The sequence below is a fragment of the Virgibacillus sp. LDC-1 genome (assembly GCF_030137545.1).
Lineage (GTDB): Bacteria > Bacillota > Bacilli > Bacillales > Amphibacillaceae > LDC-1.
Map to the genome: position 1 here is coordinate 1 of NZ_JARUVL010000001.1, position 17,667 is coordinate 17,667.

Genomic DNA, 17,667 nt, shown 5'->3' on the forward strand with positions numbered 1-17,667 from the left:
TAAAAAATAGATAGGAATATAAACGGTTGACGGTCAATTTCGAAGCCCCTTTAGGGGCCTCGTTGGTAAAGTGCCCTTATAGGGCGAAACTAAAACCGCCCGTTTTACGGGCGGATAGTTACTTTTTTGAGAAGACAAAAAAGCAATATATGTCGATATTTCCCGGGAAATAAGAAAACTAGGATGTATTGACTGGAATTGTCGTTCGGAATAACCAAAGGAGAAAGAAGAGGTGAACTTTCCGTTGACAACCATTGCAAAGCATGGCAGAGTAACATTAGTATTAGCAAATAGGAGGATTATATGTTTTCAATTGGACAGTTAGCTATTATTAGTATGATTTCACACCTTATATTTATTTTTATTACGTGGAGAATAATGCAAAGCATTAATTTTGAGCCTATTATTCGTAAAGGCCATGCAGCTGAGGCGAAAATCTTTTTATTGTTCCTCGCGATAATAATTGGTGCTGGTGTTAGTCGGTTTTTCTTAGAATTTATGCAGTGGTCCAGAGATTTGATGTATCTATTCTAATACATCATTCTAAATATCTAGTATTCTCTTAAACTATGTATATATGAATTCCCCTTTGATCATACTTATAAAAGCGTATGGTGAAGGGGGTTTTTTTATGAGAAAGGTTATTATTATCTCTGTACTAATCTATTTATTATCCAATAACGTGTTCGCATCTAGTATCAAAAAGGATGAACTCGTCCAATTAGCATCGATTATTACGAGTGAAGGAGATTTGATAGAAACATGGGAGATCACGATAAAGGAAAACGCGGAACGTTCAAGAATTGAACAGCTGCTGGAAGATTGGAAGCATAAAGACTCCGTTTTACGAGAAGAAGATGAAAACAGTATAAAATATGCTTCAAGAGACATCCATAAAACGTCTGGAATTATCGTATCCTATAATGCTGTTTTACCTAAAAACAAACAGTATCGTGCATCTTTTTCAATCGTAATAAAGGGTTCCGGTTGGGATCCACCTACACAGTCTGAATATCAAAAAATTAAACAACAAGTTACCGAACAATATTTCACAGAGAAACGGGAAATATTTACTTGTCTGACAACTAAACCTAATGCTATAATGGATATTGGTTATTTATCAGATAATCTAGCAAAAAAACTTAAATTACGACATGTTTCTACACAGACTGATAATCTAGTAAAAACGATGCATAAAAAAATTATTTACGGGTATACACCATTATGGGAAGAGCGGCTTATCATACATAATAAGCCAATGAATGTACAAATCGTTACTGAAATAGATAAGCAAGGTGACGTCACATTCACCATTGGAACACCTATCTTAATAAATGAATATTAATATTATGAAAATGGATCTGAAGGAGATTTGAAATATGGAAAAAATCATCGTAAGAGGCGGACAGCAATTAAGGGGCACTGTAAAGGTTGAAGGTGCAAAAAATGCAGTATTACCTGTTATTGCAGCCAGTCTTATTGCAAGTGAAGGAAAAAGCGTTATTTATGATGTTCCTGTCTTGGCAGATGTATATACAATCAATGAAGTACTACGAAATATGAATGCAAATGTACATTTTAGTAATAATACGGTAACGGTTGATGCTTCAACTGAATTGAAGACAGAAGCTCCTTTTGAATATGTACGAAAAATGCGTGCTTCCGTGCTTGTGATGGGACCACTATTAGCCCGTTATGGACACGCAAAGGTTGCTATGCCTGGAGGCTGTGCAATTGGTTCTCGCCCAATTGATCTTCATTTAAAAGGTTTTGAAGCAATGGGAGCAGAGGTCCATGTAGGGAATGGCTTTGTAGAAGCGCATGTTAATGGTCGCTTAAAGGGTGCAAAAATTTACCTTGATATGCCTAGTGTTGGCGCAACGGAAAACATTATGATGGCGGCAGCATTAGCAAAGGGCAAAACCATCATTGAAAACTGTGCAAAAGAACCTGAAATAGTTGACCTTGCCAACTACTTAAATAAGATGGGGGCAAAGGTTGTCGGTGCAGGAACAGAAACTATTCGCATCGAAGGTGTAGAAAAACTTCAGGGCGTGGAACACAATATCATACCTGATCGAGTAGAGGCAGGTACCTTTATGGTGGCTGCAGCTATTTCTCAAGGAGATATTTTAATTGAAAATGCGGTGAGTGAGCATTTGCGTCCTGTTATTTCAAAGCTTCAAGAAATGAATGTAACGATAGTGGAAGAAAAAAATGGTATTCGCGTGATCGGACCAGAAAAGCTCCAAGCTACGGATATCAAAACATTACCACATCCAGGGTTTCCTACTGACATGCAATCGCAAATGATGGCATTAATGTTATGTGCGGAAGGAACGAGTGTCATAACAGAAACCGTGTTTGAAAATCGCTTTATGCATGTTGAAGAGTTTCGCCGGATGAATGCGAAGATGAAAATTGAGGGGCGAAGTGTCATTATTGAAGGTCCTTCAAATCTACAAGGTGCTGAGGTTGCAGCAACCGATTTGCGTGCTGCCGCTGCGTTGATTTTAGCTGGTCTAGCTGCTGAGAACTTTACAAGAGTAACAGAATTGAAGCATCTAGATCGAGGATATGTTGATCTTGCTGGCAAGCTAGCTGCGCTCGGAGCAGATATTGAACGTGTTGATGAAAGTGGAGATGTCGTAACTCCTACAACTGAGGCAGATTTAGAAACTGCAAAATAACCGGCTATCTTTCTATTATTCTCATGAAGTGAGCCCCAATGAATAGTGAATATCTATTCATTGGGGCTTTTTTGTATGTGAAGAGGATTTAATATGTAAAAATGCATCTTTTATTTTATTTAAGGTTATGCTAAAATTAAATGAAAATTATAAATAATTTATAAAGGGTGAATCATCTTGAAATTATATCTTTCTGTTGATATGGAAGGAATTACTGGATTGCCCGACCATACATTTGTACTCGCTGAAAAGCATAATTACAACCGCGCTCGAAAGATTATGACCGATGAAACGAATTATGTTATCGAGGCAGCAATGCAAAGTGGTTGTAGTGAAATTGTTGTGAATGATAGCCATTCTAAAATGAACAACTTGTTAATTGATGCCTTACATCCTGAGGCATTGTTAATTACTGGTGAGGGGAAGCCTTTATCCATGATGCAAGGCTTAGATGCTTCCTATGATGGAGCACTATTTATTGGTTACCATGCTCGCGCTGGACAGTTTGGTGTTATGTCGCATTCAATGATCCATGCTGTACGGAATTTTTACATAAACGACCAACCAGTTGGTGAGTTGGGATTAAATGCCTATGTAGCTGGGTATTTTGAAGTTCCAATATTAATGGTAGCAGGAGATGATCAAGCAGTTAAAGAGGCAGAGGAATTGATCCCTAATGTAACGACTGCAACGGTAAAGGAAACGATATCGAGGTCTGCGGTTAAAAGCTTAACGCCCCAAAAAGCTGGTGAATTATTATCAAAACGTGTACAGCATGCTTTAGATAGACGGAACAAAGTCGATCCACTTGCTCCACCGGAAAAACCGGTCATAAAAATTGAATTTAACAATTATGGACAGGCAGAATGGGCCAGTCTCATGCCAGGTACAATCTTAGAAGCTGGAACAACAATCGTTCGCTTTGAGGCAAAGGATATATTGGAAGCGTATCAGGCCATGCTTGTAATGGTAGAACTAGCTTTAAACGCTACATTTTCATCGTGAGAAGTACATATTTATAAGGAGTTGATATGTATCGAATGAAGAAGCTAACCGCCCGTATCCAACATATTATTGAGAATACGAATGGCAAGTGGGGGATAGTCCTAGAAGACCTTGACCGAAACGAACGTTGGTATTGGAATGCGAACGAACCATTTTATGCAGCAAGTGTGATTAAAGTTCCGATTATGATGGCTGTTTTTCATGCGTCTCATAATGGTGATCTTTCATTAGATGATGAACTACAGCTGAAACAGGCAGATCAAGTAGGTGGTGCTGGTGTACTCCAGTATATGACGCCAGGTATCAAGCTACCGATATACGATGTCATGATGTTAATGATTATTCAGAGTGATAATACTGCTACCAACATGCTTATTGATCTTCTAGGAGAGCCTCATATTCAACAACGAATGGTCGAATATGAGTTTATTCAAAGTAAGTTTTACAACAAGCTAATGATTGTACCTGCAGTTAGGAAAGGAAATAATACGATTACAGCAGCAGAAATGAATGCCATGTTAAAAAAACTAGCCTTAGGCAAAGTGATTTCTGCGCATGCATGTGAGCAAATGATTGCGATATTAAAAAAGCAGCAAATTCAAGATGGACTTCCAGGCCGCCTAGCTTCTCCAGAGCCTTCTTACTTTGGAGGACAAAAAGATTGGGAAATTGCTCATAAAACAGGAAATGTTCAAGGAATTAACCATGATATAGGTATTTTTTATGTAGGGAAACGTCAATTAATTGCCTCTGTACTATCAAAGGATATGGATGATCTCGTTGCGCGGAATACAATCCAATTGATTGGCAGAGAAATCTATGATTATTTACATATAACCAAAAATGAAAGCGTTTGCTAACTAAATAGATTTTGGAATGTTAGAAAGATAATGATACAGGAGAGGGTTATGTGCTGCGCTATATATTAAAAAGATTATTGATTATGTGTATTACACTATGGATTATCGTGACACTTACGTTTGTTTTAATGATTTCTATTCCCGGCTCACCTTTTAATAGTGACCAGTCATCGAACGAAACAGTACAAGCAAATCTGGAAAAATTTTATAATCTGGACGAACCTTACTATATTCAATACTTCCAATATATAAAATCGGTTATTCTATTTGATTTTGGTCCTTCTATTAAACAACCGAATCAAACGGTAAATGATTTATTAGGGAGGGGCTTTCCCATTTCATTTGAATTAGGACTTATAACGATCATCGTTGCTGTTATATCAGGGATTATTCTAGGTGTTATTGCAGCTCTCCGACATAATGGCTTCGTTGATTATCTAGCAATGGGAGTTGCTGTATTTGGAATATCAATTCCGAACTTTATTTTAGCTACGCTATTAATTCAACAGCTAGCCGTAAATGCGGAATGGTTCCCAGTAGCCACATGGTCTAGTCCAAAGCATATGGTTCTTCCTGTACTAGCATTGGCAACAGGTCCGATGGCGATTATCGCCAGACTAACGAGGTCCACGATGCTAGAAGTGCTCACCCAGGATTACATCAAGATGGCGCGTGCAAAAGGATTATCACCATGGAAAATAATTTTCAAGCATGCCTTACGTAATGCGCTCATGCCAGTAGTAACCATTATGGGAACCTTATTAGCAGGTATATTGACAGGTACATTTGTTATTGAGCAAATATTTGCGATCCCAGGGATGGGAAAGTATTTTGTAGAAAGCATTAATCATCGAGATTATCCAGTAATCATGGGAACAACGGTGTTTTATAGCGTCTTCTTAATTATGATGTTATTTCTAGTTGATATTGCTTATGGCATATTGGACCCGCGTATAAAGGTACATCAAAAGGAGGGTGAATAGTATGAAATATACCTCAAAGGATTCCATCATGCCCTCCTCTACGAACATTCCCGATGATTGGTTTGAATGGGAACAGTCAGATAAAGCGCAAGCAGAGAAGGTTGCTCGTCCTTCTTTATCCTATTGGAATGATGCATGGAAACGACTACGTAAAAATAAACTAGCAATGACAGGTCTCGTTTTTTTAATCATCTTAATCTTTTTAGCTATCTTTGGACCGATTTTATCTCCTTATGAAGTGAATAAATCAGATTTGCCCAATCAATATCAGGAACCATCTGCATCCCATTGGTTTGGCACAGATTCCCATGGACGTGATGTATTTACACGTACGTGGTTTGGTGCACGGATATCATTGTTTGTTGGATTAATGGCAGCATTAATTGATGTGTCGATTGGTATTATTTATGGAGGAATTGCGGGCTATAAGGGTGGACGTACAGATAATGTGATGATGCGCATTATTGAAATATTATATGGACTTCCGTACTTGTTAGTCGTTATTTTGCTTTTAGTAGTATTAGGACCGAGCTTAACGACGATTATTGTTGCGCTGACCGTAACCGGATGGGTTGGAATGGCGCGAATTGTTCGCGGGCAAGTACTACAAATAAAAAACTATGAGTTTGTGCTTGCCTCTAGGTCATTTGGTACGAAGACATCACGTATTATTCGGCGTAATTTACTTCCAAATTCGATGGGGCCGATAATTGTACAAATGACGTTGACCGTACCATCGGCAATATTTGCAGAAGCATTTTTAAGCTTTTTAGGACTTGGAATTCAATCCCCATATGCAAGCTGGGGAACGATGGCAAATGATTCACTAGGGGCCATATTATCAGGAAATTGGTGGACGTTATTTTTTCCTGCCTTTTTTATTTCCTTTACGATGTTTGCCTTTAACGTACTAGGTGATGGACTACAGGATGCACTCGATCCGAAGCTGAGGAAGTAGGTGTATAGATGACAAATATTCTTGAAGTTGAAGATCTACACGTCACATTTTCTACATATGGTGGAACAGTCAAAGCAGTGCGTGGAGTCACATTTTCATTAAAACAAGGAGAAACGCTAGCAATTGTAGGAGAGTCAGGCTGCGGAAAAAGTGTCACATCCAATGCGATTATGCGACTTATTCCAAATCCACCAGGGAAAATTGATAAAGGTTCGATTCGCTTTAAAGGCAAGGATTTAATGCATGAGACAGAGAAGAAAATGCGTTCGATTCGCGGTGTTGATATATCAATGATTTTTCAGGATCCGATGACTGCGTTAAATCCGACCTTAACCATTGGCTCACAGCTAATGGAAGGGCTCAGAGAGCATCATAAGGTGTCTCCTGACAAAGCAAAAAGAAAAGCGATTGAAATGATGGAATTAGTTGGAATTTCTAATCCGGCAGAGAGATTAAAGCAATATCCTCACCAATTTAGTGGTGGAATGCGTCAACGAATTGTGATTGCAATGGCACTTATCTGTGAACCAGAGCTACTCATTGCGGATGAACCAACAACCGCACTTGACGTAACCATTCAAGCACAGATTTTAGAGCTTTTCGAGAAAATCCAAAAGGTGACAGGTGTTTCCATTATTTTAATTACGCATGATCTTGGGGTTGTTGCGAATATAGCTGATCGAATTGCAGTCATGTATGCAGGGAAGATCATTGAAATGGGAGAGAAAAGAGATATTTTTTATCGTCCACAGCATCCCTATACAAAAGGACTCTTAAAATCTGTTCCTCGCCTGGATCTAGATGGCGAAAAACTAACACCGATTGATGGTACACCACCTGATTTATTCTCACCTCCAAAGGGCTGCTCATTTTATGCGCGTTGTCCTTTTGCAATGAAGGTGTGTAATAAAGTTTATCCTGTTCAAACCAACATAACTGATTCTCACCATGTAGCGTGCTGGTTGCAGGATGAACGGGCAAAGCAATTGCAAGCTACTCTGCCGATAAAATAGTGAGTAGCTCGCAAGTAGCAATAAAGTTTTAAGAATATGGAGGAAATAAAATGAACAAAGGGGGAAATACAGTGAAGAAGTTTCTGGTTTTTTTAATGACCGTGTTCGCAGTTTTTGTACTAGTCGGTTGTACCGCAACAAAGGATGCAGGTAAAGAGCCAAATGATGAAGAAGGTAAAGATGCAAAGGAAAGTACAGAAAAGATTTTAAAGCTAAATAATGGAACAGAACCGAAATCATTAGACCCTTCGATTGGATTTGATGCAGTATCTTGGGATCCGTTGAATAATTTAATGGAAGGTTTAACTCGGCTGAATAAGGACCATGTTGCAGAACCCGCCACAGCGGAAAAAATTGATGTTTCAGAAGATGGAAAAACATATACCTTCACGATTAGAGAGGATGCTAAATGGTCGAATGGCGATCCTGTCGTGGCAAAGGATTTTGAGTTTGCTTGGAAATATATGCTTGATCCAGCTAATGCTTCTGAAGCAGCTTTTCTCGGATACTTTATTGAAGGAGCAGAAGCATTTAACAATGGAGAAGGCAAAGCTGATGATGTGAAAGTAACGGCAAAGGACGACAAGACATTAGAGGTTGTTTTAACAGCCCCAACAGGATTTTTCCCGGATTTGCTAACAAATCCAGCGTTCTTTCCTATTAACCATAAAGTTGCTGCAGAAACGCCAGATTGGCATGCGGAGGCAGATACCTTTGTATCAAATGGACCATTTAAGTTAGAATCGTGGGACCATGATGTGGAAATGGTTTTTGCTAAGAACGATCAATATTGGGATAAAGGTGCAGTAAAGCTTGATAAAGTTCATTTTGCGATGGTAAATGATTCGAATACGCAGTATCAAATGTTTGAAAGTGGAGATCTTGATACCGCAAGTATTCCAGCAGAGCTTTCTGACCAACTGATTGACGGTGAGAATGTATTTATTGGAGATTATGGTGGACTGGAATTTTATCGATTTAATGTAAAAGAAGAACCATTTCAAAATAAAAAGATCCGAAAGGCGTTTGCATATGCTGTCAATCGAGAGAATATTGCGGAGTATGTCGTAAAAAATGGTGTGGAGCCTGCATTTGGCTTTGTTTCTCCAGGGTTTAAAGGGCCAGATGGAAAGGATTTCCGTGAAAAAAACGGGGATTTAGTTACATTTGATGCCGAGAAGGCAAAGCAATTACTGGAGGAAGGAATGAAGGAGGAAGGCTATGAGAAGCTTCCACCAATAACGCTTTCCTATAATACAAGTGATACGAATAAAGCAGTAGCAGAAGAGCTACAAAATATGTATAAGGAAACACTTGGGGTCGAGGTATCTTTAGAAAATCAGGAATGGAATGTGTTCTCTGAAGCACAAAAAGCATTGGAACTGCAGTTTTCGCGGAGCTCTTTCATTAATGACTATAGTGATCCAATTAACTTTTTAGAAAGCTTTATAACAGACTCTTATATGAATCGTACGGGATTCTCTAGTAAAGCATACGATGAGCTAATTGCAAAAGGAAAAACAGAGTCGGATGAAGAAAAACGTTGGGAATATATGTATGAGGCAGAAAAAATGCTAGCCGAAGAAATGATTATTATGCCAATTCGTTATTACAATACAGTTGTTTTAGAAGCAGAAGGCGTTTCGGGCATTTTACGTCATCCAGTTGGCTATTTTGATTTAAAGTATGCCGATAAACAAAATTAATTAGGATACAAATGCTGGGGCGAATAGGGTAACTGAGTCAATCATAAAAAATCTTTTGTCCCAGCATCACTTTTATCCGTACGGAAGGGATGAGCTTGCTTGATATGATTTATCCAGATCGTTTACAAGTTGGAGATACGATTGGCGTACTTGCTCCTGCAAGTCCACCAAACATGGAAAAGCTGTATCAGGCAATTCCATTGCTAGAAAAAAAGGGACTAAAGGTCAAGCTAGGAAATTATGTTTCTACCGTATATGGCTATTTAGCGGGAACAGATGAAGAACGTTTAGATGATCTGAATACGATGATTGCAGATAAAACGATAAAAGCAATTTTTTTTGCAAGAGGAGGCTATGGAACAGGAAGAATCGCTGATCGTATTGACTATGCATTACTACGTGACAACCCAAAAATTATATGGGGCTATAGTGATATTACATACTTACACACTGCTATTCATAAGCAAGCAGAATTAGTTACATTTCATGGTCCGATGATCGAGTCAGATATCGCAAAACCTGATTTTGACTCGAAATCATTCGCTATGTTGGATCAATTATTTGCACCGATGGAAATACGTTATACAGAGGAGATTTCTCCACTTCACGTGCTTGTTCCTGGAACAGCGCGAGGACAGCTTGTTGGTGGCAACCTTTCCCTTTTGACGAGCACACTTGGAACGTCTTTTGAGATCGATACAAAGGATAAAATCCTTTTAATAGAGGATATTGGCGAGGCGCCATATCGGATCGATTCCATGCTCAACCAGCTGCGCTTAGCTGGAAAACTCTCCAAGCTAGCAGGGGTAGCTGTGGCCGATTTTGCCGATTCATCTCCAAAAGCTTCTCCATCCCTCACATTAGAAGAGGTATTTGACCACTACTTTCAAAAAATAGCGTGTCCGGTAGTAACAGGCTTTAAAATAGGTCATTGCACACCAAATATAGCTATTCCTTTAGGTGTTGAAGCAACACTTGATAGCACCTCAAAAACGTTATTGATTACACCAGGAGTGCAATGAAAGGAGCATGGACGCTTAGAGGTTTACTTGCATCAAGGTGGTGACTCCAATCGGAAAAGCATGAGATTTGAGACACTAGGGAAGCGGGTTTCTTCCGAGGAGACGCAAGCCATGCCCGTGGAAAGCATCCGCCTGTAGTCAGAAGTAATAGCTTAGAGAACATTTGAAACAATAGGCGGATAAAAACGCCTAACCATACTATACGAGGAGTGCTAGCGTGTATAAACAAACGTTTGATTCGCTACAAGAAGAGCTGTGGGTAACCTCGGTTCAAGTAGCTACAGTTTGGACATCTCCACAGTCGGCAAGAGATATGGATAAGCTAGGGTTAGAGAATCCAACGAATATTGTGCAATGGGTAAAGACATTATCTTATCATGACAAGCTAGCCTTATGTGATGAAAACCGCGTTCAAACCCAATTGCTATTCGGCGAATATGTGCTGGTTCGAGAAATAAAAGCGGGTTGGGCACGTATCGTTATTCCATCCCAGCCATCAAGCAAGGATGATTACGGCTATCCTGGCTGGGTCCCAATCGTACAATTAAAAAAAGTAATGAAAGCAGATTGGCAACGAGAACAAACCGCAGTAGTGAAAACGAAAACGGCTTGGTTAGAGGAACACTCCGGCAATCGCATTTTTTCGCTCAGTTTTTTAACAGCCTTGCCGGTTATTTTTGATGAAGAAGCGAGGATAAAAGTTAAAACACCTGAAGGAAGTGCATTTTTATTAAAGAGTGATGTCTATATCGTAAATACAAGAGATGGAATGAAGCAAAGATCTGGACAAGCAATTGCTCTAGCTGCAACGATGTTTATCGGCCTTGAATATTTTTGGGGTGGGATGAGCTCATTTGGCTATGATTGTTCCGGTTTAGCGTATGCAGCTTATAAAGCAAATGGCTACCAAATCAGTCGAGATGCTTCAGATCAGGCAATTCACGGAGAAGCGGTGCCATTAGACCAATTGCGAAGTGGAGATCTTTTGTTTTTTGCTCATAACGAAGGAAAAGGCAATGTACATCACGTAGGGATTTATCTCGGAAACGGGGAAATGGTACATTCTCCACAAACAGGGAAGGGCATAGAAATTACTCCTTTAGCTGGAACACTATATGAACAAGAGCTTTGTGTTGCAAGGCGTTATTGGTCGACAATAGAGGAGCGTAGAGCGTAATGGAAAAAATATTACAGGTGAATGATTTAAAGAAACATTTTGAAATAGGGAAGGGACGTATTCTAAAGGCTGTAAATGGTGTTTCCTTCTATGTAAAAAAAGGAGAAACGTTTGGACTTGTTGGTGAATCTGGCTGTGGAAAATCAACGATTGGCAGAACCATTCTAGGATTGTACGAAAGCACGGATGGCGAAGTCTTTTTTAAAGGAGAAGATGTGCACGGGCTAAATGAAAAAGAACGTTTTCGATTTTATCGCAGCATGCAAATGATATTTCAAGATCCATATGCCTCTTTAAATCCCCGCTCGACCGTTCGAGAGATTATTTCTGAGCCGATGGAGGTTCATCAATTGTTCCAAAGTAAAAAGGAGCAGCTTGAACGTGTTTATGAACTGCTGGAAGAGGTTGGTCTGAATCGAGATCATGCCAATCGCTATCCACATGAATTTAGCGGAGGCCAACGACAACGAATAGGGATTGCACGCGCACTTGCCTTGAATCCAGAATTTATAATTGCTGATGAGCCGATATCCGCATTAGATGTCTCTGTTCAAGCACAGGTAGTGAATCTTCTGAAGGAGCTACAAGAAGAAAAAGGCCTTACATTTCTATTTATTGCCCATGATTTATCGATGGTAAAGCAAATTTCCGATCGCATCGGTGTTATGTATTTAGGGGATATGGTAGAGCTGACCGAAAGCAGTAAGCTCTATGATAATCCATTACACCCATATACAAGGGCACTTTTATCCGCAATTCCAATCCCAGATCCAGATGTGGAAGAAAGAAGAGAGCGGATTATTTTAAATGGGGAGTTGCCAAGTCCGATAGACCCGCCAAGCGGATGTGTGTTCCGAACGCGCTGTCCGATGGCAATGGAGGTATGTAGTTTAACAAAGCCGTCGTGGAAAGAGGTTGAACAAGACCACTTTGTCGCCTGTCATTTATACGAGGGGAATAACACAACAAAGACATCTCCTAAAATTACGATTGCAAGCCAATAATGTAGTAGTTTCCCTTTAAATTATAATAGGAGGGATGAACGAAGACAGATCAAAGGACCATACGTAGATCTGTCTTTTTTTATTTTGGAGACCGATATCTTTCATACTTCATTTCTCGTGCCTCATTTTATTTCTTATGCAACAGGAAGTATGCCCCTCACTTAAAAGATTCCCTTTACATTATTTTTTTAAAAAAATAAGGTTCTATTGTATTCGTATTTTGTATACGTTTAATAGTAGGAATACTAGAAGTACAACATTTGCTAGCTTTACTAGACATGTCCAAAGATAGGAGGGTACCCAATCTGTGAAAATACGCAACAATGTAACAGCAAAGAAATGGAAACAACGAACAGCATCAAAAGGGAATAAAAAGAAACCGTACACCACCCAAAAAAGAAAAATAACCAGTTCAAAAATGAAAAGCAAATTTGGTTCAGGAAATGAAGGTACATCTTGGAAGCTTCCCGGTATACTAGGAGTCGCTTTTTTATTTTCTGTCATTCTAGTTATTCCCACACTAATTGTTACCCCATTTGTATCAGAGAACAATAAAGTAACCACTGTTAATGATCAGAGTGAGAAGGAAGGTATTGTGACATTGCCCAATAATTCTGCAGTTTCTGTTACTGTTATGCGATCAGAATCAGAGGAAATTGAAAAAGTCCCACTAGAAACCTATGTGGCACGAGTGGTAGCCTCAGAAATGCCAGCCGATTTTGAAATGGAAGCATTAAAAGCGCAAGTGCTAGCTGCAAGAACGTTTATTGTCTATCGCATGATACACCAGAATGATAATCCGGATGCGTTTGTTACGGATACAGTGAGCGATCAAGTATATAGCAGTGAAATGGATTTAAGAAAAAAGTGGAAAAATGAATATAACGAGAAAATGAGTAAAATTAATCAAGCGGTTGTAGATACCGAGGGAGAGATTTTAACTTATGAAAATGCACCAATATTTCCAGCGTTTTTCTCAACTAGCAATGGTTATACAGAAAACTCGGAGGATTATTGGCAAAATAAACTACCATATTTGCGAAGTGTGAAAAGTCCGTGGGATAAAAAATCACCAAAATATTTAGATCAAAAAACCTTTACGATTGATGAAGTAGAAGGGGTGCTGCAAACAAATTTATCACAATTAAATAATAAATCTATTCAAATTTCGAGGACGGAAGGAAAGCGAGTAAAAGAAGTTACGTTAGGAGACAAAAGCTTTACTGGAAGGGATATTCGAGAAAAATTAAAGCTTCAATCAAGTGACTTTTCCATTGAACAAAAAAGTAACCATCTCGTTTTTACGACAAAAGGTTATGGTCATGGTATTGGAATGAGTCAATATGGAGCAAATGGGATGGCTAAAGAAGGAAAAACATACAAAGAAATATTGTCATACTATTTTCAAGGTGTAGAAATTAGCACAGTGAATGAAACAGCTCCTGCATTAGTAGTCAAGTAGTATTTAGTCTGCGGGTACACTTCAGTATTCATGTTTATCACTAATTAGGAATTTCATCTCACCAAGTGACATTTTTTGTACGATCTATTAACCTATTCGTTTCATTTGATTGTGAAGAATATCCTGTTAATATGCTTCATTTCTATAAAAAAATTCGTAAATAGTGAAAAAAGTTGTATAAAAATGTATAGTTTTTCCTTTTTCTGATCAGAATGGTTGTTGAGGTGATGATCTTATGAAAGAGGAAAACAACACTCCAAAAAATAAGTGGAGACAACTTTTTCGCAAAAAATGGTTTTTTCCCGCTGTGTACTTGGTTATAGCTGCACTACTTCTGTCTGTTGTTATCTGGTATCAAAACTTAGATAATCAAATCCCAGAAGCAGGAGACGATAAGGATATTAGTGACAATTACACACCAAGTCCTTATGATGAAGATGCAGAAGCCGTGCTTGATCAGCAGGAAGTCATTAAGATGCCTGTAACGAAGGAAACTGAAGCAGAAATTGTAACTAAATTTTTTGACTACAGTGCGGATCAGGAGGATCAAGTCAATGCATTAATCCTCCATAACAGTCGCTATTATCAAAGCACTGGAGTAGATCTTGCAGCAGCAAATGGAGATCCATTCGATGTTACTGCATCACTAAGTGGAACCGTAATGGAAGTAAAAGAGGATCCACTTCTTGGAAATGTCGTCGTATTAGAGCATGGAAGTGAAGTAATGACGTATTATGCTAGCTTAGACGGTGTGAAAGTAAAAGCAGGGCAAAAGGTAAAGCAGGGCGATTTACTAGGTGTTGCAGGAAAAAATATCTTTGGTAAGGATAATGGCAACCATGTTCATTTCGAATTAAGAAAAGCTGGTAAAGTAGTAAATCCAGAAACGTATTTTAATCAACCAGTTAGCAAGCTTGATAGTGCAGAAGCCGAAAATGTAACGGATGAAGCGACTGAAGAAAGCGAAAAAAACGATCAGGCGAATGAGCAACAAGAAACGAATACAGAAGAAAATGGTGAAACGACCCCAAACGGGAAGCAAAAGGAAAATACTTCTGATCCAACAAACCAACCAGAAGAAGATACATCAAATGATGCATCATAAGATAGAAGAACAGCTTAAATCATAGAGATTTAAGCTGTTCTTCATGGTATTTTTTACAATTTATACAAAAACAAGGAACATCAAAAGCCTTGATATGATGCGAAACACAAAATTAATTTCCATAATATTGCAAAATATGTCGAACGATAATCCTTGTTTTTGCGAATATTCGTGTTAATATATTTATAACCAATGAAGTAGGGACATAAATTGATAGGAAATGCAATATTTCTACAAAATACTTGTATAAATAAACATGCAAGATTCTCTTCAGAACTTTGCTTCAAATGATTAGCTGCAGAAAAGCGGTTCATTGTAAAGAAATCGCATTGACAGGATAACTTTTCTATAAACTAGCCATATAAGAAAGGAATTTTGCAGTGAAACGTGTAAATGAAAAAGTAAAACCAACGTTCATCACGTCATTGGTCAATTCAATAGAATTATCTTTGGGACAAATTATGACGATTTTAGCACAGGAGCATAATGAACAAGTTGCCATTGATTTAACAAAAAAGATTTGTTTGGAGTCCGATTCAAAAGAGATTCAGCGAAAAGGATTAGAATTTTTATACATCAATGGTTTTTATGAGGAATTAGAAATTCTAATCATTAAGAATCTAGCTTCAGAAGATATACAAAATCGTCAGTGGGCACACGTATATCAGCTTACAATTAATAGGCGTAAGAAAAAACAATCTCCCATTAAGATGATTGAGCAATTGAATGCTATCAAAACGAATGATCCGGAGCTAGTTTGTATTATTGAGTTGACGAAGGTAGCACTATATCATGATATGAAGCAATTTGGTAAGATTGGTAATTTTTTAGACATGCAGCATGGCTTGTTTGAACGAATTAAGGATACCTTTTTTCTTAACTGCATAAATTTACGACTGTATCAATATCTGTTTGTTTACTACTGGGTTCGCAATGAACTAATCATGGCAAGAAAGTATGCGTTTCGAGCAATTAATCAAACTAAAAATGAAGACACCATAGCAAATTTACATCTTAGTCTTGGCCTTACCTATACGTTTGATACGTACCATCAAGGGATGTACCATCTTAATGAAGCGCTAAAGCTATCGAAAAGGACGAACAATAAAAAGCTTCAACATCGAATCATTCAACGAAATATTCCATTTATCTCAGCGCAATTTAAACGAGTTGAAGGAGTTACGACAGAGGATAAGAGTGAACAAGCGCATATCGAAATTGCAAAAGGAAACTATAATCAAGCTATCGCAATACTGGAAAAATTACCGATTAAAAGTCCTTTTCAAATGTACTACCTAGGTGTAGCAAAACAGGATAAAAATATACTACTTCAATCCTATGATTTCTTTATTGTGAAACGTAGTGATTATTTCTTCAGCAGACTTCCACTTAATGCACTCAAACGAATTAATGATTAATCCATTTCAGCATCGGGGGACTATCCATACAAGTATAGCCCCCATCCACATACAAAAGAATCACCATCCAGAATAACTCCATTGAAATTAGGTTCAAGGGTTCAACCTTTTATAATCTTAATTGTAAAAAAAATGCTTAGGAGGGATAAAATGAAAAATGTTAACAAGTTGATTTTGGCTTCTATGTTATCGTTTGTATTAATTTTGACAAGTGTCCCAACCGGTGATGTAATCAACCGCGACCCAGATATGGGTACATTTGATTGATTGAATCATTGTAGTTAGCAAATTATTTACAAGTTAAAAATTGGTATCGTGCTATTTTGTAGGTTGAACCCTTTCCATAAAAAAATTAAGGACCATGCTTGTAGTTTAGCAAGCATGGTTTTTAATTTTGTTTTCGGAATGGTTTTACGAAATAAAGTTCTTGTCCACATAAGCAAAGCAGTAAATTTAATCATAAACGCTGTCGTCATGTAATAAAATGTTACAAACCAAGCATTCAGAAACATCTGGGGTGAGCGCTTGTGTGGCTCTATAAGTAAACTTAACTAGTTAACGAATAGAAGCAGCTTGTAGGAATGCGGTATGGAGCAGCTGTAAAACGCTAAATTTCGGTTGAAATCATTGCTATCTGTCGTACGTATAAAAAGCTCCTTCCTTACATATCTCGATTATAATCTCGTATATTTGATACGCTCTTTGACAGCCACCATCATTTGTTCTAGAAGCAAGCAAGTGATAAATCAAAAACGTAAGCGAGTTTTATGTTTTTGGATCACCTTGTCTCGACCCACACCTCGGATATATCAACATAGGGAGGCGAACGGTGTGCACGATTACATCAAGGAAAGGACGATCAGGATTGGAGAACATGTCGTGGAGACGAGGAAAACCGTCCGTATGATCGCAAAGGAATTTGGTGTTTCCAAGAGTACCGTCCATAAAGATTTAACGGAGCGGCTACCAGAAATAAATCCAGAGCTTGCCCTAAAAGTGAAGGATATTTTGGAATACCACAAGTCTATACGGCATTTAAGAGGCGGAGAAGCCACCAGAAAAAAATATAAAATTGATACCGGAAAAAGGAAGGATGTTGAACCGATTGGGTAATCTCTAGGAATTAATATTTTGTTTCTGAATAATAACGACTTTAAGTAGGGAGTGACATCCATCATTTGTTTTCCGTAGACAATGCAAAACACAGCCAATCGTGTTCCAGGCTGTGTTTTTCTTTATGATAGATGTGACAGGTAAAAAAAGT

16 protein-coding genes are annotated in these 17,667 nt (G+C 38.3%); all 16 read left to right on the forward strand.

The features are described from left to right. Window positions 1-303 precede the first annotated feature (303 nt). The 16 genes from QBK89_RS00005 (at window position 304) to spoIIID (ending at window position 17,516) form a co-directional block, all read left to right on the forward strand. On the forward strand, window positions 304-534 hold the full coding sequence (locus QBK89_RS00005; RefSeq protein ID WP_284138951.1) for a DUF1146 family protein: 231 nt from the start codon (window positions 304-306) through the stop codon (window positions 532-534). Between the two features lie 97 nt (window positions 535-631). Beyond that, window positions 632-1,345 carry a YwmB family TATA-box binding protein gene (locus QBK89_RS00010; protein WP_284138952.1) on the forward strand — a complete coding sequence of 238 codons (714 nt, stop codon included), beginning with the start codon at window positions 632-634 and terminating at the stop codon, window positions 1,343-1,345. 34 nt (window positions 1,346-1,379) lie between these two features. Then, entirely contained in the window at window positions 1,380-2,690 is a 1,311-nt protein-coding gene (gene murA / locus QBK89_RS00015; RefSeq protein ID WP_284138953.1) for a UDP-N-acetylglucosamine 1-carboxyvinyltransferase, read from the forward strand. Between the two features lie 177 nt (window positions 2,691-2,867). Further along, window positions 2,868-3,695, forward strand: a complete 828-nt coding sequence (locus tag QBK89_RS00020) for a M55 family metallopeptidase (RefSeq protein WP_284138954.1) — start codon at window positions 2,868-2,870, stop codon at window positions 3,693-3,695. 26 nt (window positions 3,696-3,721) lie between these two features. Next, window positions 3,722-4,555, forward strand: a complete 834-nt coding sequence (locus tag QBK89_RS00025; protein ID WP_284138955.1) for a serine hydrolase — start codon at window positions 3,722-3,724, stop codon at window positions 4,553-4,555. Window positions 4,556-4,605: 50 nt separating this feature from the next. Beyond that, window positions 4,606-5,538: an ABC transporter permease gene (locus QBK89_RS00030; protein ID WP_284138956.1), complete on the forward strand. Its 933-nt coding sequence runs from the start codon at window positions 4,606-4,608 to the stop codon at window positions 5,536-5,538. A 1-nt stretch (window position 5,539) separates the two neighbouring features. Further along, window positions 5,540-6,496 carry an ABC transporter permease gene (locus QBK89_RS00035; protein WP_284138957.1) on the forward strand — a complete coding sequence of 319 codons (957 nt, stop codon included), beginning with the start codon at window positions 5,540-5,542 and terminating at the stop codon, window positions 6,494-6,496. An 8-nt stretch (window positions 6,497-6,504) separates the two neighbouring features. Next, entirely contained in the window at window positions 6,505-7,509 is a 1,005-nt protein-coding gene (locus QBK89_RS00040; RefSeq protein ID WP_284138958.1) for an ABC transporter ATP-binding protein, read from the forward strand. A 71-nt stretch (window positions 7,510-7,580) separates the two neighbouring features. Further along, window positions 7,581-9,215, forward strand: coding sequence for a peptide ABC transporter substrate-binding protein (locus tag QBK89_RS00045; protein ID WP_284138959.1), 1,635 nt, complete (start codon window positions 7,581-7,583; stop codon window positions 9,213-9,215). 104 nt (window positions 9,216-9,319) lie between these two features. After that, on the forward strand, window positions 9,320-10,237 hold the full coding sequence (locus QBK89_RS00050; protein WP_284139275.1) for a S66 peptidase family protein: 918 nt from the start codon (window positions 9,320-9,322) through the stop codon (window positions 10,235-10,237). 217 nt (window positions 10,238-10,454) lie between these two features. After that, window positions 10,455-11,414, forward strand: a complete 960-nt coding sequence (locus QBK89_RS00055) for a C40 family peptidase (RefSeq protein WP_284138960.1) — start codon at window positions 10,455-10,457, stop codon at window positions 11,412-11,414. After that, window positions 11,414-12,418, forward strand: a complete 1,005-nt coding sequence (locus QBK89_RS00060) for an ABC transporter ATP-binding protein (protein ID WP_284138961.1) — start codon at window positions 11,414-11,416, stop codon at window positions 12,416-12,418. The genes QBK89_RS00055 and QBK89_RS00060 overlap by 1 nt, the downstream gene beginning before the upstream one ends. Window positions 12,419-12,725: 307 nt before the next feature. After that, entirely contained in the window at window positions 12,726-13,880 is a 1,155-nt protein-coding gene (spoIID, locus tag QBK89_RS00065; protein WP_284138962.1) for a stage II sporulation protein D, read from the forward strand. 235 nt (window positions 13,881-14,115) lie between these two features. Continuing rightward, window positions 14,116-14,985, forward strand: coding sequence for a stage II sporulation protein SpoIIQ (gene spoIIQ, locus QBK89_RS00070; RefSeq protein WP_284138963.1), 870 nt, complete (start codon window positions 14,116-14,118; stop codon window positions 14,983-14,985). Window positions 14,986-15,365: 380 nt separating this feature from the next. Further along, on the forward strand, window positions 15,366-16,403 hold the full coding sequence (locus QBK89_RS00075) for an AimR family lysis-lysogeny pheromone receptor (protein WP_284138964.1): 1,038 nt from the start codon (window positions 15,366-15,368) through the stop codon (window positions 16,401-16,403). Between the two features lie 831 nt (window positions 16,404-17,234). Continuing rightward, window positions 17,235-17,516, forward strand: coding sequence for a sporulation transcriptional regulator SpoIIID (gene spoIIID / locus QBK89_RS00080; protein WP_284138965.1), 282 nt, complete (start codon window positions 17,235-17,237; stop codon window positions 17,514-17,516). Window positions 17,517-17,667 lie beyond the last annotated feature (151 nt).